The following is a 19483-nucleotide window of genomic DNA, read 5'->3' as shown; positions in this document are numbered from 1 at the left end:
TTGCCTGACCTTCGCTCGGCTACTTTTCAGACAAGCCCTAGCACTTACAGATGGGACTCTGCGTATTCGGCGAGGATGGACCGGGGTACGCCCTGCAGGGTGATGTGCACTCCGTGGTTGAAGCCCTTGAAGCGCTCGGACAGGTAGGTGAGACCCGAGCTGGTGGCGGAAAGGTAAGGCGTATCGATCTGCGCCAGGTTGCCCAGACAGATCACCTTGGAGCCGCTACCGGCGCGGGTGATGATGGTCTTCATCTGGTGTGGCGTGAGGTTCTGGCATTCGTCGATGAGGATCAGACTCTGCTGGAAGCTGCGACCGCGGATGTAGTTCAGCGATTTGAACTGCAACGGCACCTTGCTGAGGATGTAGTCCACGCTGCCGTGGGGGTTGTGGTCGTCCATGTGCAGGGCTTCGAGGTTGTCGGTGATGGCGCCCAGCCAGGGCTCCATCTTCTCGGCCTCGGTCCCGGGCAGGAAGCCGATGTCCTCGTCCAGGCCCTGGACGCTGCGGGTGGCGATGATCCGCCGGTATCTCTTGGTGACCATGGTCTGCTCGATGGCCGCGGCCAGCGCCAGGATGGTCTTGCCCGAACCCGCCGCACCGGTCAGGTTGACCAGGTGGATATCCGGCTCCAGCAGGGCGAACAGCGCCAGCGCTTGGTAGATGTCCCGCGGCTTCAGTCCCCAGGCTTCCTGGTGCATCAGGGGCTCCTGGTGCATGTCGAGCAGGATCACCTCGCCGTCACGCACCGCCTTGACCCAGCCGACGAAGCCCTGCTCGTCGAGCACGAAGTCATTGACGTTGAACGGCGGCATTTCGGCCGACAGCTGCACCCGGTGCCAGACCCGGCCCAGCTCCTGCCGGCTTTCCACCTTGCTCACGTTGTCCCAGAAGGACCCCGGCAGGTTGTGATAACCCTGGGACAGCAGGGAGACATCATCGAGCAACTGGTCGGTCTGGTAGTCCTCGGCGGCGATGCCGCAACCACGCGCCTTGAGGCGCATGTTGATGTCCTTGGTGACCAGCACCACCCGCTCCTGGGGATGCTGGGTGCGCAATTCGACGAGCTGGTTGATGATGCGGTTGTCGTTGATGTCGTCGGGCAGGCAGGCCATGGGGCCGGCGCGGCGGCCCATGAGGATGGACAGTCGCCCCTTGGCCTCGCCCTTGCCGCGGGGAATGGGTACGCCCCGCTCGACGTCCTCGGGCGAGGATTCGGCGAGCACGCTGTCGATCAGGCGGATCGCCTGCCGGCATTCGGCGGCAACGTTGTGCTTGCCGGTCTTGAGCTTGTCGAGTTCCTCCAGGACCGTCATGGGGATGGCGACGTGATGCTCCTCGAAATTGAGCAGCGCGTTGGGATCGTGGATCAGTACGTTGGTGTCGAGCACATAGAGGGTGGGCTGGGTGGGGCGGGAACGTCCGTGATCATCCATACTCGGTCACCTCGTAGAAACGCTTGACTCGCAAGCCTGTCGACGGAGCGCCAGAACGACGCTCCGCGGCGAAAGGTGCCGTCGCTCCAGCAGCGGGTTCACGGACCGGCCAACATGAGGGCACGGGACCCGAGAGATGCGACGGACACTTCGGTAATAACGCAAAAGACCTGAGGCACAAAAGCTTTTTTTGGCCGCATCCAATTTTTTTCACGGAGCTGTCGATGTTGCCGCCCGACCCGGCAACCTCGCCCCGAGACCGTGGTCAATACCTATCGACTCCATCGGCAAGGCCCACTGGAGCCGAGCGGCGGAGACTTCTAGAATGGCGCCTCGCCCAGAGGAGCCAAGCCGATGCTGATGGTGATTTCCCCCGCCAAGACGCTGGACTACAGCACACCGCCCAGCACGTCCCGCCATACCCTGCCGCAATACCTGGAGCACTCCCGCGAACTGATCGACGGACTTCGCCAGCTCGCCCCGGCAGAGGTCGCCGCGCTCATGGGGGTGTCCGACAAGATCGCCACCCTCAATGTCGCCCGCTTCGGCAGCTGGACCCCGGATTTCACGCCGGAGAATGCCAAGCAGGCGCTGCTGGCGTTCAAGGGTGACGTCTACACCGGCCTTGCCGCCGAGGATTTCCAGGAAGACGACTTCGATTTCGCCCAGCGCCACCTACGCATGCTGTCCGGTCTTTACGGCCTGCTGCGCCCGCTGGACCTGATGCAGCCCTATCGCCTGGAAATGGGCACCAAGTTCGCCAATCCGCGCGGCAAGGATCTCTATGCCTTCTGGGGCGAGCGTATCAGCGACTGGCTCAAGGCGGATCTCGCGGCCCAGGGGGACGACGTCCTGCTGAATCTGGCCTCGAACGAATATTTCAGCGCGGTGCGCCGGGCGCGCCTGCAGGCCCGCGTCGTGGATGTGGAATTTCGCGATCTCAAGAATGGCGACTACAAGATCATCAGTTTCTACGCCAAGAAGGCGCGCGGCCTGATGGCGCGGCACGTGATCAAGCAGCGCGTCTCCACGGTGGACGAGTTGCGCGAGTTCGGTGACCAGGGCTATCGCTACTCGACCGAGCGCTCCTCGGCCGACACGCTGGTGTTCCTGCGCGATACACCGCCGGATTAGCCGGGCGAATCGACGGATGGCACAATTGCCCGCATGCTGGGCCACCGAACTGGCTAGAGGGTCACATTCGACGCCTGCCATCCGTGAAAGACTGTCATCTCCCTCCAATAAAAAAGGTTTCAGCCCCGTAGCGGAGATGCTTCAGGCAAGAAAAGTTGCCAGACGTCTCAAAATCGCTGCCTTTCCGGAAAAAGGAAATTTTGCTGAGAACCACTTTCGTTTGATTCTGTCTTTGTCTGGTCCTTGCCCTAGGCCATGATGGCCAATGGCAATCAGTCCGCACGTTCAATTTGTACCGGTCGACGCTTCGGCCGGTTGATCTTTTCGAAGCATGGACGCTTCGTCCCGACCTCAGGGACAGCGGCCACAAATCAGCAGACGCTGAAGGAGTAACGCCCATGATTCCCGTCATCCTGTCCGGTGGTAGCGGCTCGCGACTCTGGCCCCTCTCGCGCAAGCTCTACCCCAAGCAGTTCCTGGCCCTGACCAGCGAACAGACCATGTTCCAGGAGACTATCAATCGCCTGGGCTGCGAGGGCAGCATCGATTGCCCCATCATCGTCTGCAACGCCGAACACCGCTATCTGGTGGAAGAGCAGCTCAAGGCCGTCGAGTGCAAGCCCCAGGCGCTGATCATGGAGCCCTTCGGTCGCAACACTGCCCCGGCCGTGGCCATCGCCGCCATGCAACTGGTCGCTGACGGCAAGGACGACCTGATGCTGGTGCTGCCCGCCGATCACGTGATCGAGGACGAAGCCCAGTTCAAGGCCGCCCTGCAACAGGCCGCCGCCGCCGCCGAGCGTGGCGAGATGGTGCTGTTCGGCATTCCGGCCACCGCGCCCGAGACCGGCTACGGCTACATCAAGACCGGTTCCAACGATGGCCTGCCCCAGGGCGTGTCCCACGTCGAGCGCTTCGTCGAGAAGCCCGACGCCGTCACCGCCACCGAATACGTGGCTTCCGGCGACTACTGCTGGAACAGCGGCATCTTCCTGTTCCGCGCCAGCCGTTTCCTGGAAGAGCTGAAGAAGCACGACACCGACATCTATGACACCTGCCTGCTGGCGCTGGAGCGCAGCAGCATCGACGGCATCAACATCAGCATCGATGCCGCTACCTTCGCCGTCTGCCCGGACAACTCCATCGACTACGCCGTGATGGAAAAGACCACCCGCGCCTGCGTGGTACCCATGAGCGCCGGCTGGAACGATGTCGGTTCCTGGTCCGCGCTGTGGGACGTCCATGCCAAGGACAGCAACGGCAACGTCCTCAAGGGCGACGTCGTCCTGCATGACAGCCGTAACTGCCTGGTGCACGGCAACGGCAAGCTGGTGACCCTGGTCGGCCTGGACGACGTGGTCGTGGTGGAAACCAAGGACGCCGTCATGATCGCCCACAAGGACAAGGTCCAGGACGTCAAGAAGCTGGTCAACACCCTCGAGAAGCAGAATCGCAACGAGGTCAAGGCGCACCAGGAAGTCTTCCGTCCCTGGGGTTCCTACGACTCCATCGACATGGGCCAGCGCTTCCAGGTCAAGCGCATCACCGTCAAGCCGGGCGCTCAGCTGTCGCTGCAGATGCACCACCACCGTGCCGAACACTGGATCGTGGTCTCCGGTACCGCCGAGGTCACCTGTGACGACAAGGTCTTCCTGCTGACCGAGAACCAGTCCACCTACCTGCCGATGACCTCCGTGCACCGCCTGGCCAACCCCGGCAAGGTACCGCTGGAGCTGATCGAAGTGCAGTCCGGTGGCTACCTGGGCGAAGACGACATCGTCCGCTTCGAAGACATCTACGGCCGCGTCGACACCCAGGCTCTGGAAGTTGCCAAGGCCGGCAAGGCGCCCACGCGCTAAGCACTGCCAACAGGCACCAAACAGACACCGGCTCAGGCCGGTGTCTGTGTTTTCGGCAGCCGCTCGGCAAAACGGGTTAGGCTTGTCGTTTCCCCTTTTCGCCATCGGATCCGCCGCATGACCGCTCCCACCCTGCTCCGCCTCGCTCAACTGGACGAGGCGCTGGCCGCCTACGACGGCTTCATCCTCGACCTCTGGGGCGTGCTGATCGACGGCTACGAGACCTTTCCCGGTGCTCGCGCCTGGCTGGAGCGTCGCGCCACCGAGGGCAAGCCGGTGTGGTTCCTCAGCAATGCCTCGCGCGATGCAGACGGCATGGTCGAAGAGCTGGGCAAGCTGGGCGTGTCGCGCGACCTCTTCGCCGGCATCACCACCTCGGGCCAGTTGGCCATCGACGCCTTTCAGCAGGATCCGCAATTTCGCGAAGGCGGCATCTACCTGTCCGGTCCTGGCACCGGCCAGGTCGGCTGGCCCGCGGAGATCCGCGCGCGTTTCGTCGAGGATATCGACCAGGCCGCCATCATCCTCGGCGTCGGCAGCTTTCCGGAAGACGAGCTGGAGACCCGCTTCGCGCCCTTGGCGACTGCCCTGGACAAGCCTTTTCTCTGCGCCAACCCGGATCGCAACGTGGTGTCCGGGGGTCTACCCTTCTATGCGGCCGGCAAGCTGGCGGATCGCTTCGCCGCCCTGGGCGGCGCGGTTACCTGGTATGGCAAGCCCGATCCCTATGCCTTCCATTGCGCGGCAGGGGCGCTGGCCGAGCGGGGTGCCAGGCACCTGCTGTTCGTGGGCGACTCCCTGGTGACCGATGTGCCCGGTGCAGTGGCGGCAGGTATCGACTGCCTCTGGCTGGCTACCACCGGCATCCACCGCGAGGCGCTTGGGCTGGGCTTCAACCAGGAGCCGACCCGCGAGGGTCTCGAGCCGCTGCTCAGGCAACACCCCGAGCGCCCGCGCTTCGCCGCGGCCGGTCTGGCCTAATCCTTTTCCGTACGCCGAGGTATCGATGAGCAAGAAGCACGTAATGGTCTTCAACCGCCTGCCCGAAGAACTGGTGGAGCGTCTGCGCCAGCACTTCACGGTCGAGGTGATCCCCTTCAGTGCCAACATCGACCTCTTCGCCGCCTCCGCGGCCAAGGCCCAAGGCCTGATCGGAGCCAGTCGCAAGCTCGGCGAGCAGGAACTGGAGATGGCCACCACCCTGGAAGCCATCGCCAGCGTTTCGGTCGGCTACGACAGCTATGACGTGGACTACCTGACCGAGCGCGGCATCCTGCTCACCAACACCCCTGACGTATTGACCGACACCACCGCCGACCTGGGCTTCACCCTGCTGATGAGCGCCGCCCGACGAGTGCCGGAGCTGGACGCCTTCGTCAAGGCCGGCCTCTGGCGCAAGGGCATCGGTGAAGAGCATTTCGGCACCGACATCCATGGCCGCACCCTGGGCATCGTCGGGGCCGGTCGCATCGGCGCCGCCATCGCCAAGCGTGGCCACTTCGGCTTTGACATGCCGATCCTCTACACCGCCAACAGTGCCAAGCCCGAGCTGGAAGAGCAGATGGGTGCCCAGCGCCGCGAGCTGGACGAGCTGCTCAGGGAAGCCGACTTCGTCTGCCTGGTGGTGCCCCTGTCGGCCGCTACCGAAGGACTCATAGGGGCACGCGAGTTGGGCCTGATGAAGTCCAGCGCCATCCTGATCAACCTGGCGCGCGGCCCGGTCATCGACGAGGCGGCGCTGATCGAGGCGCTGCGCAGTGGCCAGATCCGTGGCGCGGGCCTGGACGTCTATACCCGCGAACCGCTGGAGGCCTCGCCGCTGTTCGAGCTGCCCAACGTGGTCACCCTGCCGCACATCGGCTCGGCCACCCACGAGACCCGCTACGCCATGGCAGAGCGCGCGGTAGACAATCTGATCGCGGCCCTCACCGGCGAGCGCCCCTCCGATCTGGTCAATCCCGCCGCCCTGGACCACCGCTAGGCGCTGATCGCCCACCGCCAGCCCAGGCGGCGTGCCGTCCGGCCGCTTAAAGGCTATACTGCCGCGCCGCTCTCGGGTCGGCCGCCCTGGCCGGGTGGGCCTCTCTCAGTGTGTCAGGCCACCCCTCCGATCGGGCCCCTTCGCGGCCCGGTCCGTGCGACCCGAATTGCGCGCCCGTCTCGCCACCGCCCGTGGTCGAGACGCAAGAAACCGCCAAGAGGAGCGCGTACATGACCGTGATCAAGCAGGATGACCTGATCCAGAGCGTTGCCGACGCCCTGCAGTTCATCTCCTATTACCACCCCGTCGATTTCATCCAGGCCATGCACGAGGCCTACCTGCGCGAAGAATCCGCCGCCGCGCGCGACTCCATCGCCCAGATCCTGATCAACTCGCGGATGTGCGCCACCGGCCATCGGCCGATCTGCCAGGACACCGGCATCGTCACCGTCTTCGCCAAGGTCGGCATGGACGTGCGCTGGGACGGCGCCACCCTGAGCCTGGACGAGATGATCAACGAGGGCGTCCGTCGCGCCTATAACCTGCCGGAAAACGTCCTGCGCGCCTCGATCCTGGCCGACCCGGCCGGTGCCCGCAAGAACACCAAGGACAACACCCCGGCGGTGATCCACTACCAGATCGTTCCCGGTAACACCGTGGAGATCGACGTCGCGGCCAAGGGCGGCGGCTCCGAGAACAAGTCGAAGATGGCCATGCTCAACCCGTCCGACTCCATCGTCGACTGGGTGCTCAAGACCGTGCCGACCATGGGCGCCGGCTGGTGCCCGCCGGGCATGCTGGGCATCGGCATCGGCGGCACCGCCGAGAAGGCCGCGGTGCTGGCCAAGGAATCGCTGATGGACGAGATCGACATCCATGAGCTCAAGGCCCGCGGCCCGCAGAATCGTCTGGAAGAGCTGCGCCTGGAGATCTTCGACAAGGTCAACCAGCTGGGCATCGGTGCCCAGGGCCTGGGCGGCCTGACCACGGTACTGGACGTCAAGATCAAGGATTACCCGACCCACGCCGCCTCCCTGCCGGTGTGCATGATCCCCAACTGCGCCGCCACCCGTCACGCCCACTTCGTGCTCGACGGCTCCGGCCCCGCCAGCCTGGAAGCCCCGCCGCTGGACGCCTATCCGGAAATCGTCTGGGAAGCCGGTCCGAGCGCTCGTCGCGTCGACCTCGACACCCTGACCCCGGAAGAGGTGCAGAGCTGGCAGCCGGGCGAGACCGTGCTGCTCAACGGCAAGATGCTCACCGGTCGCGATGCCGCCCACAAGCGCATGGTCGACATGCTCAACAAGGGCGAGTCGCTGCCGGTGGACCTCAAGGGCCGCTTCATCTACTACGTCGGCCCGGTCGATCCGGTGGGCGACGAGGTGGTCGGCCCGGCCGGTCCTACCACGGCGACCCGCATGGACAAGTTCACCCGTCAGATCCTCGACCAGACCGGCCTGCTGGGCATGATCGGCAAGTCCGAGCGCGGCCCCATCGCCATCGAGGCGATCAAGGACCACAAGGCGGTGTATCTGATGGCCGTGGGCGGCGCCGCCTACCTGGTGGCCCAGGCCATCAAGGGCGCCCAGGTGCTGGCCTTCCCGGAACTGGGGATGGAAGCCATCTATGAGTTCGAGGTGAAGGACATGCCGGTGACCGTGGCCGTGGACACCCGTGGCGAATCGGTGCACATCACCGGTCCGCAGCTGTGGCAGAAGAAGATCGCCGACAGCCTCGCCGTCGAGATCTAAACGCCGCCCGACGAAAAAGCCCAGCCCAGTGCTGGGCTTTTTTCATTCAGCGCCTGGGTTCCAGTACCTGCCACTGCTCCGGCCAGTCGCGACGGATGAACACCTGGCCATGGGTCCGCACCTGCCGCACCTCGTCCAGATCGAGGTCGGCATAGAGCCACTGGCTGACGTCTGGACAGAGTTCTGCGCTCTGGGCGATCACGCCGTCCGCGGGCATGCCACGATCCGGCGGGACGAAGAGGCCGGCCCGACCGACATTTTCGTCCAATGCCGGCGACCAGGGCGCCAAACCTACCGTTGGCGACTGCAAGACGGCGACCTGGCTCTCCAGCGCCCGGGCCTGGGCACCGATCCGTACTCGGTGAAAGCCGGCGACGGTATCGGTGCAACTCGGCACCAGAATCAGGTCCGCGCCCGCGTCGGCCAGATGACGGCCCAGCAGCGGGTATTCGCTGTCGTAGCAGATCAGGATGCCGAGTCGACCCAGGGCCGTATCGAACGTCCGCAGGCCTTCGCGGCCGCCGACGATGTGAAACTCCTCCCGCTCGAAGCGGGTCATCATCAGCTTGTCCTGATGGCCCAGGCAGCCTTCGGGACCAAACAGCCAGGCCCGGTTGCGATACCGGCCGTCGTCGTCGAGGACCGGCAACGAGCCGGGTTGCAGGTAGAGCTGCAGCCGGCGTGCGAGGTCTTCGCAGAGGTCGCGCCAGGCCGGGATCAAGGGCTGGATGCCGGCAATGGAGCCCTGCAGGTCGCTGCGCTCGCCAGGAGGCAGCTGGCCGCCGAGCACCAGGCCGGCGTATTCGGGCAGCAGCAGGAGTTGGCTACCCCTGGCGGCGGCGACCTCGCAGAGTTCTGTGAGGTGCGCGGCATAGGCGTCCCAGGTCTCCAGCAATTCGATGGCGTATTGGCAGGCGGCGAGGCGGATCATGGCAACTCCTTGAGCCAGAAGGTCATGGGCTTAGGCGATTCGGCCGTCTCGTCGAGATCCTGCCAGAGGTAGTAGGCCAGCAATTCTGGATGCTCGACGAAGCCCTCGCCACGCCAAAGACCGTGCAAGGGTCGATACCCCACCGGACGGCGCGGATGGTCGTCCGGGCGCTGCACGGCGCAAAAGGCACACCAGGCGAAGCGCCCCAGCTGCCGTGCGCGGGCCTCGCGCTCGGCGAAGAAGCGCCGGCCGAGTCCCTGGCCGCGGTAGGCCGGTAGCAGCAGGGACTCACCGAAATAGTAAATCCGCTCTAGTGGCCAGCCCTGGGCGCGGAAGGGCTGCTGGAACTCCGCGGTCTCGTCCGCCAGCGGCAAGGCGGTCGCGGCGCCCACCACCCGCCCGGCATCGCGAACCAACACGCAAAGGCTGTCCGGCGCCTCCGCATAGGTCTGCAGATAGCGGGATTCGTAGTCCAGGGTGCCGTCGTAGAGATAGGGAAACTCGCGAAAGACCGCGATGCGCAATTCGGCGAGTTCGGGAATCAGCGGGGTGATGGCAGCGCCGTGGAGGAGTTGGATGTCCATGGACTCTTCTGGTTAAGCAGGAGACGTGAATGGCTATGTCGGCTTCGTAGCGGCACCCTACCATGTGCGGGCAAAGCCATTTTTTCGTCCACGACAGGAACCGCCATGACCACGACCGACCTCATCGACGCCTACTACGCCGCCTTCAATGCCGGCGATATGGACATCTTTCTGGAGTTGCTCACCGAGGATGTGGTCCACGACATCAACCAGGGCGAGCGTCAGGTGGGCAAGGCCGCCTTCGCAGCCTTCATGGCGCACATGAATCGCTGCTATCGCGAACGCCTGACCGATTTGGTCGTTATGGCCGAACCCAGCGGGCGCCGCGCCGCCGCCGAATTCGTCATCCATGGCGAGTACTTGGCCAGCGACGAAGGCCTGCCACCGGCCAGCGGCCAGACCTATCGCCTGCCGGTGGGGGCCTTCTTCGAGATCCGCGACGGCAAGGTGGCGCGGGTGACCAACTACTACAACCTCAACGACTGGATCGCCCAGGTCGGCGGCTGACGTCCGTCAGTTGACGGGAGCACTGCCCGCCGGCAGGAGTCGCATGGAGACCACCCCTGACCCAGGAGTTTCCATGCCCACCCTTCCCAGCGATTCCGTCTGCAGCCTGGCCCCCGTCTTCGCCATCCAGCCCGATCAGGTCGAGGCCTTCAAGCGCCTGGGCGAGGCCATGCTGCAGCGCACCCAGAGCGAACCCGGCTGCCTCTACTACGGTTTCTGCTACGACGGCGCCACGGCGCGTTGCCGCGAGGGCTACCGCGATGCCCAGGCGCTGCTGGCCCACCTGGACAACGTCGGCGATCTGCTGGAACAGGCCCAGGCCATCGCCACCCTGGAACGCTTCGAGGTATTCGGCGCGGCCGATCAGCTGGAGCAGCTACGCGAGCCGCTGGCGGCGCTGAACGCCCGCTTCTTCGTCATGGCCGCAGGCTTCCGCCGCTAGCCTGGGGCGGCTGCTGCGGCGGCGCCAGACGCGGCAGCAGCACCTTAAGAATGCGCTTGCGGGTCGGCACCACCAGCCGCTCCTGGAACAGCACGCAGAGCACCACCACCGCCAGCAGGAACAGCCAATACCATTCGATGGAATTGGTATAGGCCCCGGCGGCGGCGATGCAGACCTCGCGATTACCGCTGAGACAGGCTTTAAGATCGCCGCCGATCAGCTGCTCCAGGGTCATGTAGATGCCCGACAGGGGCACGTGCAGGGCGAACATCGACAGCGAGGCCGCGCCCAGCCGCGGCGACCAGTGGCGGATGCGCTCACTGGCCGGCTCCTGAGCCAGCGCGGCCAGGTAGACCAGGATCAGTTGCGACGGCAGGAACAGGCCGTTATGGAACAGGAAGTACCAGAACTTGGGCCCATGGGTGAACAGTGCCGTACCCAGGGCGAAGCTCAGGACCAGGTAGCTCGCCAAGAGCACCCGCTGCCGCTCCGACGGTGCCCAGCCTCGCTCGTACTGGCGGCGAAAGATGGCATACAGCAGGATGCCGGCGAGAAACTCCGGCAAACGGAACAAGGGCACCCGCTGCAGGAGGCCGGTGAAAGGCATGCCGTAGTTCTGGTTGGCGATCACCAGCAGCGGCGGGATCAGATAGAGCGCCCAGACCAGCAGCAACAGCTGCCAGGGACGTTCGCTGGTCATCAGCCGCGGTGCCAGCTTGGGAAAGGTCAGATAGAAGAAGAACAGCGCCGAGATCGACCAGAGCGGCGCATTGAAGGTGAGATAGTAGGGATTCCAGGCCTGCAGCATGAACAGTTGCAGCACGGCGTTGAAGGCCAGCTCCACGTTGGTCATGAAGTGCTGGAACAGCTCGGGGTTGGTCCGTGCCAGGGGCTCGTTGGTGTCGAACACCACGAAGCGGATGCTGGCCGTGGCTGCACCCGGCGGTATGCCGAGGCTGCCGATCCAGGTCACCACCGCCATCGCCAGCAGCAGCGCGAAGATATGGATCGGATAGAGGTTGGCGAACCTCTTGACCCAGAAGCTGCGCGCCGGCTCGCGCAGGCTGCCACGGCCGCAATAGACATGGGCGAGCAGAAAGCCGGAGAGCACGAAGAAGGTGCTGGTGGCGAAGAAGCCCATACTGGTGATCTCGTCCAGCAGGGGGATGGTCTTGCGCTCGGGATAGAAATGGATGGTGTGGTAGACGACCACATAGAAACCCATCAGGAACCTGAGCCACTCCAGACCGATGAAGCGGTGTTTATCTAAAGTCTGCACTAAGGCGTTACTCGTCTGGCCTCGTCCGCGGGACGATGGGTCCGGCCTACTGCACCGGATCGGTTATGTTACCCGCACCTGACCACCGGGGCTGCTAACCGCGCCCCAGTACACCGATCACCAGGCGATCCAGCGAACCCCACAGCCACTCGCGCGCCCGTCGCCACCAGGGACGGCTGCGCCAGAATTCCAGGGTGATCTCGCGGCTCTGGGCGAAATCCTTGACGAAGCTGGCCGCCACCGCCTGGCTCAGACCGCGATCCACCGCCTCGACATTGGCCTCCAGGTTGAATCTCAGATTCCAGTGATCGAAATTGCAGGAGCCGACGCTGACCCAGTGGTCCACCAGCACCATCTTGGCGTGGATGAACCTGGGCTGGTATTCGTAGATGCGCACGCCCGCGCGCAACAGGCTGCGGTAGTAGCGCTGCCCGGCGAAGCGCACCGGCGGATTGTCGGTATGGCGACCGGTGAGCAACAGGCGCACGTCGACGCCGCGCCGCGCCGCGCGCCGCAAGGCCCAGCGCACGCGCCAGGTCGGCAGAAAGTAGGGTGTAGCGAACCAGATGCGCTCCTGACCACCCACCAGGGCGCGGATCAGCGCCTGCAGGATGTCGCGGTGCTGGCGGGCATCGGCATAGGCGACCCGGCCCTGCCCTTCCTGGGCAACGGGCGGCGGCGGTGGACGCTCGCGTCCCCGCCGCGGTCGCGGCTTCCAGGCGCGGCGGCGACGGACCGCTTCCCATTGCCGCTCGAACAGGGCCAGCCAGTCCGCCACCAGCGGACCCTGGATACGCACCATCACCTCGTGCCAATTGCAGTCGCTCTTGGCCGGATCCCAGAAGTCATCGGTCGCGCCGCTGCCACCGACAAAGGCCTCTTCGCCGTCGATGACGAAGATCTTGCGATGATCGCGGTGCAGGTTGTGCAAGCCATGGCCGAAGCGCACGGGATTGAAGAGCCGCAGCTCGGCGCCCGCCTCTTCCAGCTGGCGGCGCAAACCGGCGTCCATCCGCAGGGTACCGAAGCCGTCGAACAGGCAGCGCACCACGACGCCCCGGCGGGCCGCCTCGGTCAGCGCCACGAGCAGCTGCTCGGAGCAACTGCCGGCTTCCACCAGATAGAGTTCGACATCGATCTGGCGACTGGCGCCAGCGATGGATTCGAGCATGGCCGGAAAGAACCGACCGCCGTCCACCAGCAATTCGAACCTGTTGTTTTCCCGCCATGGAAAGACGGCGCCCCGCATGCTTCCTACTCCGTGCCTGTGGCCATTGCATAAGAAGGCGCGGACGAAGGTTCGTTCAGTGGCGGTCGTGGTTTGGCTGGCGAGTGCCGGCCTGGAAAGTCTCGCCAGCCCTGGCACGCCGCCTGCCCGACGGCCTGCGCCGATGGACGGCGGCGCGCCTAGAGCGTCGGCTCGGGGCGCCGGGAGATCCAGTCCACCTGCTGCGGGAAGCGTCCGGTCAGCTCGGCGCTCAATGGCCGGGAAACCAGGAAGCCTTGCATGATCTCGCAACCATGCTCAAGCAGCCAATCGCGCTGTTCCAGGGTCTCCACCCCTTCGGCGATGACCTCCAGATCCAGGTTGCGGCCCAGTTCGAGGATGGTGCTGACGATGGCGGCATCGCGCGAGGAATCCAGCATGTTGGCAATGAACAGCTGATCGATCTTGAGGGTATCCAGTTCGAAGTGACGCAGATAGGCCAGCGAAGAATAGCCGGTGCCGAAGTCGTCCACCGCGATACGCACGCCCAGCGCCCGCAGTTGTGACAGCTGCGCCCGGGTGTAGTCGATGTCGTGCATCAGTGCCGATTCGGTCACCTCGATTTCCAGCTGCTCGGGCCGCAGCTGGTGGGTCTCGATGATCTGGCGCAGACTCTCCGTCAGTTGCGGCATGCCGAATTGCACCGGGCTGAGGTTGATGCTCAGCAGCAGTTCGTCGCCATAGATCTCCTGCAGGGACTGCAGCTTGGTCGCGCCTTCGCGGAAGATCCAGTCACCGATGCGGTTGATCAGCCGGGTCTCTTCCAGCAGCGGGATGAAGACACTGGGCGAGACCTTGCCGGCCACCGTGTGCTCCCAGCGCAGCAACGCCTCGAAGCCACGCAGGCGACCGTCGCGCAGATAGACCTGCGGCTGGTAGGCGAGCACGAAATCCTTGTTGTCGATGGCATTGCGCACGCTTTCTTCGAGCATCAGCCGGGAACGGGCACGGCCATTCATTTCCGGCGAGAAGAAACGGTATTGCTGACGACCGCCACGCTTGGCCTCGTACATGGCGATGTCGGCCGAGCGCAACAGGCCGTCCACGGTGTGGCCGCAGTCGGGATAGCTGGCGATGCCGATGCTGGCGCCCAGGCTGACCTCCATGCCGTCGATGCGATGCACCGTGGCCAGCAACTCCAGCAGCTTCTCGGCGACCCGGGCGGCATCCTCGGGATGCTCCAGGGAATCGAGCAGTGCGGTGAATTCGTCGCCGCCCATGCGCGCCAGGATGTCGTAGGGCCGCATGCAGCTCTTGAGCTGCTCGGCGACGATGCACAGCACCCGGTCACCCGCTTCGTGGCCGAGGGAATCGTTGATGCGCTTGAAGCCATCGAGATCGATGTAGAGCACGGCCATGCGCTTGCCGTTGCGGCCGCTACGCGCCAGCGCCGCTTCCAGCGTCTGGTTGAAGCCGCGGCGATTGAGCAGGCCGGTCAGGGCATCGGTGACGGCCTGGGATTCCAATTGGTCCTGCAACTCGCGCATGCGCGACATGTCCAGGGCGATGATGACCATGGCCCGTTGCATGCGTGGCAGCGGCGCACAGGACAGCGCCACCGGCAGGCTGTCGCCGCGGTTGGTACGTAGGCGCGCGTCGTGCAGGCGATAGGTCTCGCGGCGGTCGTAGTGCTCCATGAAAGGCGAGGTCTGCCAGTCGTCGAGACCGCTGCCGCCTTCGAGGAAGTCGAGAAAGTTGGCGTGTACCAGGTCGCTGACGCTGCATCTCAACATGCGAGCGATGGCGGCGTTGGCGAAGGTCACCCGACCCTGCTCGTTGACGGTGAGGATGCCCTCGGCGGCGTTGTCGAGCAGCGAGTCGCTGAACGACTTGGCCAGCTCCAGCTGCTGGGTGGCCTGCAGCAACTCGCGGCGATTGCGCTCGTGATCGAGCAGCGAGCGTACCTTGTGCCTGAGGATGTTGGGATCGACGGGCTTGAGCAGGTAGTCCACCGCACCGGTGGCATAGCCACGCAGCACCGACTCGTAGGAGTGGGCTTCAGCGGAGACGAAGATGATCGGCGTGAAGCGGGTGCGCAGGTTGCTGCGCATGATGCGCGCCACCTCGAAGCCGTCCATGATCGGCATCTGGACGTCGAGCAGGACCAGGTCCACGGTTTCGTCCAGCAGGTATTGCAGGGCACGCTCACCCGAGGCGGCGGTGATCACCCGCCAGTTCCCGACCTCCAGTACGGCCTGCATGGCGAACAAGTTCTCCTGGCGGTCGTCGACCACCAGCAACACCGGGCCTTGTTCTGTCTGCGGCAACGGGCACTCCATCAAGCCTCTTCTCCCCGCGGCGTCTGCCGCCGTGCAGCAGCCATGCGCGGCTGGCTACCCCTTCCCTTCGTGTCCGTTATGCGATGTGTCGCTCCAACCCTACTAGCGTAGCAGCCGGACAGACACCTGCCGCCTGCAATTTGACAGGAGGGGGCCTTCGCGACGTCTATCAGAGCGCAAAATGAAAAAGCAGTTTCCGCAACCCTTCACCAAGGTGCGGAAACTGCGGGTCGCGGGCGACGAGCGGTTGTTACTGCGCGGGGGTGCCAGTAGCGCCGGGCAGGGGACGCAGATTGACCTCGACGCGGCGATTCTGCGCCCGACCATCGGCGGTGGCATTGCTGGCGATGGGCGCATCGGGACCGGCGCCACGGGTGCTCAACCGCGCCGTGGGTACGCCCTGGGCGGTCAGGTAGCCGGCGACATTCTGGGCGCGGCGCTGGGACAGTTCGACGTTGTGGGCGCGGCTGCCGGTGCTGTCGGTGTAGCCGACGATCTCGATGCTGTTCTGATCGAACTGCTTGAAGGAATTGGCCAGATCGTTCAGCGGCTTGTAGAAGCTGTTGGCGATATCGGCGGAATCGGTGGCGAAGGTGATGTTGCCCGGCATGATCAGCTTGATGTCATCGCCCTGACGCTGCACCTCGACACCGGTATTTTCCATCTGCCGACGCAATTCGGCTTCCTGGCGATCGGCGTAGTAACCGTAGCCGGCAGCGGCTGCGCCCACCGCAGCGGCGCCGATCAGCGCGCCCTTGCCCCGATGGTTGTGATCAATGGCGGCACCGGCGACGGCACCGGCCAAGGCACCCAGGCCGCCGTATTTGGCGGTCTTGGAGGTGCCACCGCTGGCCTGACCCTGGTTTTCGTAGGGATTGGGGGATGCGCATCCAGCCAGGGTGGCCAGGGCCAGGCTGGCAAGAAGGATACGGGTTGGCAGCGCCATGTCTTTACTCCTTGAAATCCATCGCGGCGGACAAGGGCCGCTCCTGGCAATTCTAGCTATGTGATCTGAATCGCAACTGAACGAGGCGGTAGGCGCGGACACTTATCGCGATAGTGAGCCTCTAAGCCCACGATAGCCAGAATCGAAGATAGATAGCTTGCATATCGGTTTTTTGCGATCTAAGGTTCGGTACAACCCAATATGACGATACGACTGCGATGGACGAGATCCTCAAGGCCCTGGCTAATCCCCTGCGCTGTCAGATCCTGGGCTGGCTGCGTGATCCCCAGCAGTATTTTCCGCACCAGGAACACGACCTGGGGACGGGCGTCTGCGCCGGGCAGATCGAGGCACGCGCCGGCCTGTCGCAGTCCACGGTCTCGGCGCATCTGGCCGTATTGACCCGTGCCGGCCTGGTCACCACGCGGCGCATCGGCCAATGGGTGTTCTACCAACGCGACGAGGCCGCCATTCAGGCCTTTCTGCAACGTCTCGCTCGCGAACTCTAGTCTGCAAGGAATCCTGATGCCCGCTTCCCTCATCGTGCTGGCGCTGAGCGCTTTCGCCATCGGCACCACCGAATTCGTCATCATGGGGCTGCTGCCCAACGTCGCCGCCGATCTCGGCGTGTCCATCCCTAGCGCCGGCTGGCTGGTCACCGGCTATGCCTTGGGCGTGGCCGTCGGCGCGCCCTTCATGGCGCTGGCCACGGCCCACTGGCCGCGCAAGCGCGCCCTCCTCGCCCTGATGGGCATCTTCATCGTCGGCAACCTGCTCTGCGCGGTGGCCAGTGGCTACAACATGCTGATGCTGGCCCGGGTGGTCACGGCGCTCTGCCACGGTGCCTTCTTTGGCATCGGCGCCGTGGTGGCCGCGAGCCTGGTGCCGGAGAATCGCCGCGCCTCGGCGGTGGCCCTGATGTTCACCGGCCTGACCCTGGCCAATGTACTGGGCGTGCCCCTGGGCACCGCCCTCGGACAGGCCGCCGGCTGGCGCTCGACCTTCTGGGCGGTGGTGGTGATCGGCGTGGTCGCCCTGATCGGACTCTGGCGGGTCCTGCCCACCGATCACAACCAGCCGCGCGCCGACCTGCGCCGGGAGTTGCTCGCCCTGAGCGGCCTGGGCTTCTGGTTGGCGCTGTCGATGACAGTGTTCTTCGCCGCCTCCATGTTCGCCCTCTTCACCTATGTCGCGCCGCTGCTGCAGGAGGTCACCGGCGTCTCGCCCCGTGGCGTCACCGGCACCCTGCTGTTGATCGGCCTGGGCCTGACCCTGGGCAACTTCATCGGCGGTCGGCTGGCCGACTGGCGCCTGGCCACCAGCCTGGTGGGCATCTTCGTCGCCCTGGCGCTGACCTCCGCCGCCCTGCGCTGGACCGGCCAGGCCTTCCTGCCCGCCGAGATCACCCTCTTCCTCTGGGCCGCGGCCGCCTTCGCCGCCGTACCGGCCCTGCAGATCAACGTGGTCACCTTTGGCAAGGACGCGCCGAATCTGGTCTCGACCCTCAACATCGGCGCCTTCAACGTGGGCAATGCCCTTGGCGCCTGGGTCGGCGGCCTGGTGATCGACCACGGTCTGGGTCTTACCGCGGTACCCCTCGCCGCCAGCGGGCTCGCCCTGCTGGCCCTCATCGCCACCCTGCTGACCGCCAGCCAGGCCCGCAAGAGCGGCCTGGCGACCGCCAGCTAATCAAGAGAGCTAGCCATGACTCAGCTGTTCGAGCCGATCAAGATCGGCGCCCTGGAACTGCCCAACCGCGTCATCATGGCGCCCCTCACCCGCTGCCGCGCCGAACCGGGCCGGGTTCCGGGCGATCTGATGGTCGAGTACTACGTGCAACGCGCATCCGCCGGCCTGATCATCACCGAGGCTACCTCGGTAGATCCCATGGGCGTGGGTTATCCCGACACCCCCGGCATCTGGTCCGACGCCCAGGTGGCCGGCTGGCAACGGGTGACCACTGCCGTGCACAAGGCCGGTGGCCGCATCGTGCTGCAACTCTGGCATGTGGGCCGCATCTCCGACCCCCGCTACCTCGACGGCGAACTGCCGGTGGCGCCGAGCGCCATCGCCGCCCAGGGCCACGTCAGCCTGCTGCGCCCCAAGCGTGACTATGTCACCCCGCGGGCACTGGAAACTGCCGAGATCCCCGGCATCGTCGCCGCCTATCGCCATGGCGCCGAGAACGCCAAGCGCGCCGGCTTCGATGGCGTCGAGGTCCACGGAGCCAACGGCTATCTGCTCGACCAGTTCCTGCAGAGCGACACCAACCAGCGCACCGACAACTACGGTGGCTCCATCGAGAATCGTGCCCGGCTGCTGCTGGAAGTGACCGACGCCTGCATCGACGTCTGGGGCGCCGATCGCGTCGGCGTGCACCTGTCCACCCGTGGCGACATGCACACCATGGGCGACAGCGACCCCGCCGCCACCTTTGGCCATGTCGCCCGCGAACTGGGCCAGCGCCAGGTCGCCTTCATCTGCATTCGCGAAGCGGCCGGCAGCGACAGCCTGGGCCCGGACCTCAAGGCGGCCTTCGGCGGCGTCTACATCGCCAACGAGAAGTTCGACAAGGCCAAGGCCAATGCCTGGCTGGACGAAGGCAAGGCCGATGCCGTGGCTTTCGGCGTGCCCTTCATCGCCAACCCGGACCTGCCGCAACGCCTGGAGCAGGATGCCCCGCTCAATGAGCCGCACCCGGATACCTTCTACAGCAAGGGGCCGGTCGGCTACATCGACTATCCGCGGCTGTAATTTTCCCGCCGACAAGAAAAGCCCGCCGATTGGCGGGCTTTTTCATGGGGATTCAGGTTTATCGCGGCCATGGGCCGCTCCTACGGTAATGTCTGAACCTGTAGGAGCGACTGCATCGGCGGACCGTCATGGCAGTGATGCCCCTAACGTCCCGGCATCAACCGTAGATACCATCTCTCCCATCAATCACAACAGGTCCTCTAAAGGGCCTGTCGTGGTTGATAAGGTCGCTGCGTCTTGAGCACGCCATAGGCGATCTGCAGCAGTTTGCGCATGGCAGCGCCCAAGGCGCTCATTCGGGCTTTGCCGCGTGCCAGTAGTCGTTCATACAGC

At 65.0% G+C, this 19483-nt stretch carries 17 protein-coding genes and 1 pseudogene; 10 read left to right on the top strand and 8 right to left on the bottom strand.

What is annotated here, in order from left to right; genetic code table 11:
- Positions 1-44: 44 nt before the first annotated feature.
- Positions 45-1436 carry a PhoH family protein gene (locus FEZ61_RS19175; RefSeq protein WP_017639124.1) on the bottom strand — a complete coding sequence of 464 codons (1392 nt, stop codon included), beginning with the start codon at positions 1434-1436 and terminating at the stop codon, positions 45-47.
- Positions 1437-1790: 354 nt separating this feature from the next.
- Here FEZ61_RS19175 and yaaA point away from each other — a divergent pair, with 354 nt between their 5' ends.
- The 5 genes from yaaA (at position 1791) to FEZ61_RS19150 (ending at position 8161) form a co-directional block, all read left to right on the top strand.
- The gene (gene yaaA, locus FEZ61_RS19170; protein ID WP_017639123.1) at positions 1791-2570 is read left to right on the top strand and encodes a peroxide stress protein YaaA; all 780 of its coding nucleotides are present in this window, start codon (positions 1791-1793) and stop codon (positions 2568-2570) included.
- A gap of 398 nt (positions 2571-2968) precedes the next feature.
- Entirely contained in the window at positions 2969-4429 is a 1461-nt protein-coding gene (locus tag FEZ61_RS19165) for a mannose-1-phosphate guanylyltransferase/mannose-6-phosphate isomerase (protein WP_093254052.1), read from the top strand.
- 117 nt (positions 4430-4546) lie between these two features.
- Entirely contained in the window at positions 4547-5410 is an 864-nt protein-coding gene (locus FEZ61_RS19160; protein WP_173150043.1) for a TIGR01459 family HAD-type hydrolase, read from the top strand.
- A gap of 25 nt (positions 5411-5435) precedes the next feature.
- Entirely contained in the window at positions 5436-6410 is a 975-nt protein-coding gene (locus tag FEZ61_RS19155) for a D-glycerate dehydrogenase (protein WP_064307527.1), read from the top strand.
- 230 nt (positions 6411-6640) lie between these two features.
- Positions 6641-8161, top strand: a complete 1521-nt coding sequence (locus FEZ61_RS19150) for a fumarate hydratase (protein WP_017639118.1) — start codon at positions 6641-6643, stop codon at positions 8159-8161.
- Between the two features lie 46 nt (positions 8162-8207).
- Here the strand turns inward: FEZ61_RS19150 and FEZ61_RS19145 are convergent, their stop codons facing one another.
- Together FEZ61_RS19145 and FEZ61_RS19140 are read right to left on the bottom strand one after the other, a co-directional pair.
- Positions 8208-9092, bottom strand: coding sequence for a carbon-nitrogen hydrolase family protein (locus FEZ61_RS19145; RefSeq protein WP_173150041.1), 885 nt, complete (start codon positions 9090-9092; stop codon positions 8208-8210).
- Positions 9089-9676: a GNAT family N-acetyltransferase gene (locus FEZ61_RS19140; RefSeq protein WP_173150039.1), complete on the bottom strand. Its 588-nt coding sequence runs from the start codon at positions 9674-9676 to the stop codon at positions 9089-9091. Before FEZ61_RS19140 ends, FEZ61_RS19145 begins: the two co-directional genes overlap by 4 nt.
- Positions 9677-9781: 105 nt before the next feature.
- On the opposite strand from FEZ61_RS19140, the gene FEZ61_RS19135 reads away from it, so the two are divergent.
- Positions 9782-10183: a ketosteroid isomerase-related protein gene (locus FEZ61_RS19135; RefSeq protein WP_017639115.1), complete on the top strand. Its 402-nt coding sequence runs from the start codon at positions 9782-9784 to the stop codon at positions 10181-10183.
- 73 nt (positions 10184-10256) lie between these two features.
- Positions 10257-10625, top strand: a complete 369-nt coding sequence (locus FEZ61_RS19130) for an antibiotic biosynthesis monooxygenase (protein WP_017639114.1) — start codon at positions 10257-10259, stop codon at positions 10623-10625.
- Here FEZ61_RS19130 and FEZ61_RS19125 read toward each other — a convergent pair.
- From FEZ61_RS19125 to FEZ61_RS19110, 4 genes are all read right to left on the bottom strand, one after another.
- Positions 10600-11904, bottom strand: coding sequence for an acyltransferase (locus tag FEZ61_RS19125; RefSeq protein ID WP_082900390.1), 1305 nt, complete (start codon positions 11902-11904; stop codon positions 10600-10602). The two genes, FEZ61_RS19130 and FEZ61_RS19125, sit on opposite strands and share 26 nt — an antisense overlap.
- A gap of 94 nt (positions 11905-11998) precedes the next feature.
- The gene (locus tag FEZ61_RS19120) at positions 11999-13153 is read right to left on the bottom strand and encodes a phosphatidylserine/phosphatidylglycerophosphate/cardiolipin synthase family protein (protein ID WP_017639112.1); all 1155 of its coding nucleotides are present in this window, start codon (positions 13151-13153) and stop codon (positions 11999-12001) included.
- A 158-nt stretch (positions 13154-13311) separates the two neighbouring features.
- Complete coding sequence (locus FEZ61_RS19115; RefSeq protein ID WP_173150037.1) at positions 13312-15450, bottom strand: EAL domain-containing protein; 2139 nt, start codon at positions 15448-15450, stop codon at positions 13312-13314.
- Between the two features lie 250 nt (positions 15451-15700).
- Positions 15701-16396, bottom strand: coding sequence for an OmpA family protein (locus tag FEZ61_RS19110; protein ID WP_064307523.1), 696 nt, complete (start codon positions 16394-16396; stop codon positions 15701-15703).
- A gap of 218 nt (positions 16397-16614) precedes the next feature.
- Here FEZ61_RS19110 and FEZ61_RS19105 point away from each other — a divergent pair, with 218 nt between their 5' ends.
- The 3 genes from FEZ61_RS19105 to FEZ61_RS19095 are packed head-to-tail and all read left to right on the top strand — an operon-like array spanning position 16615 to position 19150.
- Entirely contained in the window at positions 16615-16905 is a 291-nt protein-coding gene (locus tag FEZ61_RS19105; RefSeq protein ID WP_068382959.1) for a metalloregulator ArsR/SmtB family transcription factor, read from the top strand.
- Positions 16906-16921: 16 nt separating this feature from the next.
- Positions 16922-18085, top strand: a complete 1164-nt coding sequence (locus tag FEZ61_RS19100) for an MFS transporter (protein WP_173150034.1) — start codon at positions 16922-16924, stop codon at positions 18083-18085.
- 15 nt (positions 18086-18100) lie between these two features.
- Positions 18101-19150, top strand: coding sequence for an alkene reductase (locus FEZ61_RS19095; RefSeq protein WP_017639107.1), 1050 nt, complete (start codon positions 18101-18103; stop codon positions 19148-19150).
- Positions 19151-19350: 200 nt separating this feature from the next.
- On the opposite strand, the pseudogene FEZ61_RS24480 reads toward FEZ61_RS19095, so the two are convergent.
- Positions 19351-19483 (bottom strand): annotated as a pseudogene (locus FEZ61_RS24480) (IS110 family transposase); the annotation flags it as partial.

Source organism: Pseudomonas sp. MS15a(2019) (assembly GCF_013277805.1).
Classification (GTDB): Bacteria; Pseudomonadota; Gammaproteobacteria; order Pseudomonadales; family Pseudomonadaceae; genus Chryseomonas; species Chryseomonas benzopyrenica.
The sequence above is the reverse complement of the archived record's forward strand: the minus strand, read 5'-3'. Positions and strand labels throughout refer to the sequence as shown.

Coding starts and splice junctions, on each gene's coding strand:
- FEZ61_RS19135 (WP_017639115.1), top strand. CDS start 9,782: ATGACCACGACCGACCTCATCGACGCCTACTACGCCGCCTTCAATGCC.
- FEZ61_RS19115 (WP_173150037.1), bottom strand. CDS start 15,450: ATGGAGTGCCCGTTGCCGCAGACAGAACAAGGCCCGGTGTTGCTGGTG.
- FEZ61_RS19140 (WP_173150039.1), bottom strand. CDS start 9,676: ATGGACATCCAACTCCTCCACGGCGCTGCCATCACCCCGCTGATTCCC.
- FEZ61_RS19150 (WP_017639118.1), top strand. CDS start 6,641: ATGACCGTGATCAAGCAGGATGACCTGATCCAGAGCGTTGCCGACGCC.
- FEZ61_RS19120 (WP_017639112.1), bottom strand. CDS start 13,153: ATGCGGGGCGCCGTCTTTCCATGGCGGGAAAACAACAGGTTCGAATTG.
- FEZ61_RS19160 (WP_173150043.1), top strand. CDS start 4,547: ATGACCGCTCCCACCCTGCTCCGCCTCGCTCAACTGGACGAGGCGCTG.
- FEZ61_RS19155 (WP_064307527.1), top strand. CDS start 5,436: ATGAGCAAGAAGCACGTAATGGTCTTCAACCGCCTGCCCGAAGAACTG.
- FEZ61_RS19110 (WP_064307523.1), bottom strand. CDS start 16,396: ATGGCGCTGCCAACCCGTATCCTTCTTGCCAGCCTGGCCCTGGCCACC.
- FEZ61_RS19130 (WP_017639114.1), top strand. CDS start 10,257: ATGCCCACCCTTCCCAGCGATTCCGTCTGCAGCCTGGCCCCCGTCTTC.
- FEZ61_RS19105 (WP_068382959.1), top strand. CDS start 16,615: ATGGACGAGATCCTCAAGGCCCTGGCTAATCCCCTGCGCTGTCAGATC.
- FEZ61_RS19145 (WP_173150041.1), bottom strand. CDS start 9,092: ATGATCCGCCTCGCCGCCTGCCAATACGCCATCGAATTGCTGGAGACC.
- FEZ61_RS19175 (WP_017639124.1), bottom strand. CDS start 1,436: ATGGATGATCACGGACGTTCCCGCCCCACCCAGCCCACCCTCTATGTG.
- FEZ61_RS19100 (WP_173150034.1), top strand. CDS start 16,922: ATGCCCGCTTCCCTCATCGTGCTGGCGCTGAGCGCTTTCGCCATCGGC.
- yaaA (WP_017639123.1), top strand. CDS start 1,791: ATGCTGATGGTGATTTCCCCCGCCAAGACGCTGGACTACAGCACACCG.
- FEZ61_RS19165 (WP_093254052.1), top strand. CDS start 2,969: ATGATTCCCGTCATCCTGTCCGGTGGTAGCGGCTCGCGACTCTGGCCC.
- FEZ61_RS19095 (WP_017639107.1), top strand. CDS start 18,101: ATGACTCAGCTGTTCGAGCCGATCAAGATCGGCGCCCTGGAACTGCCC.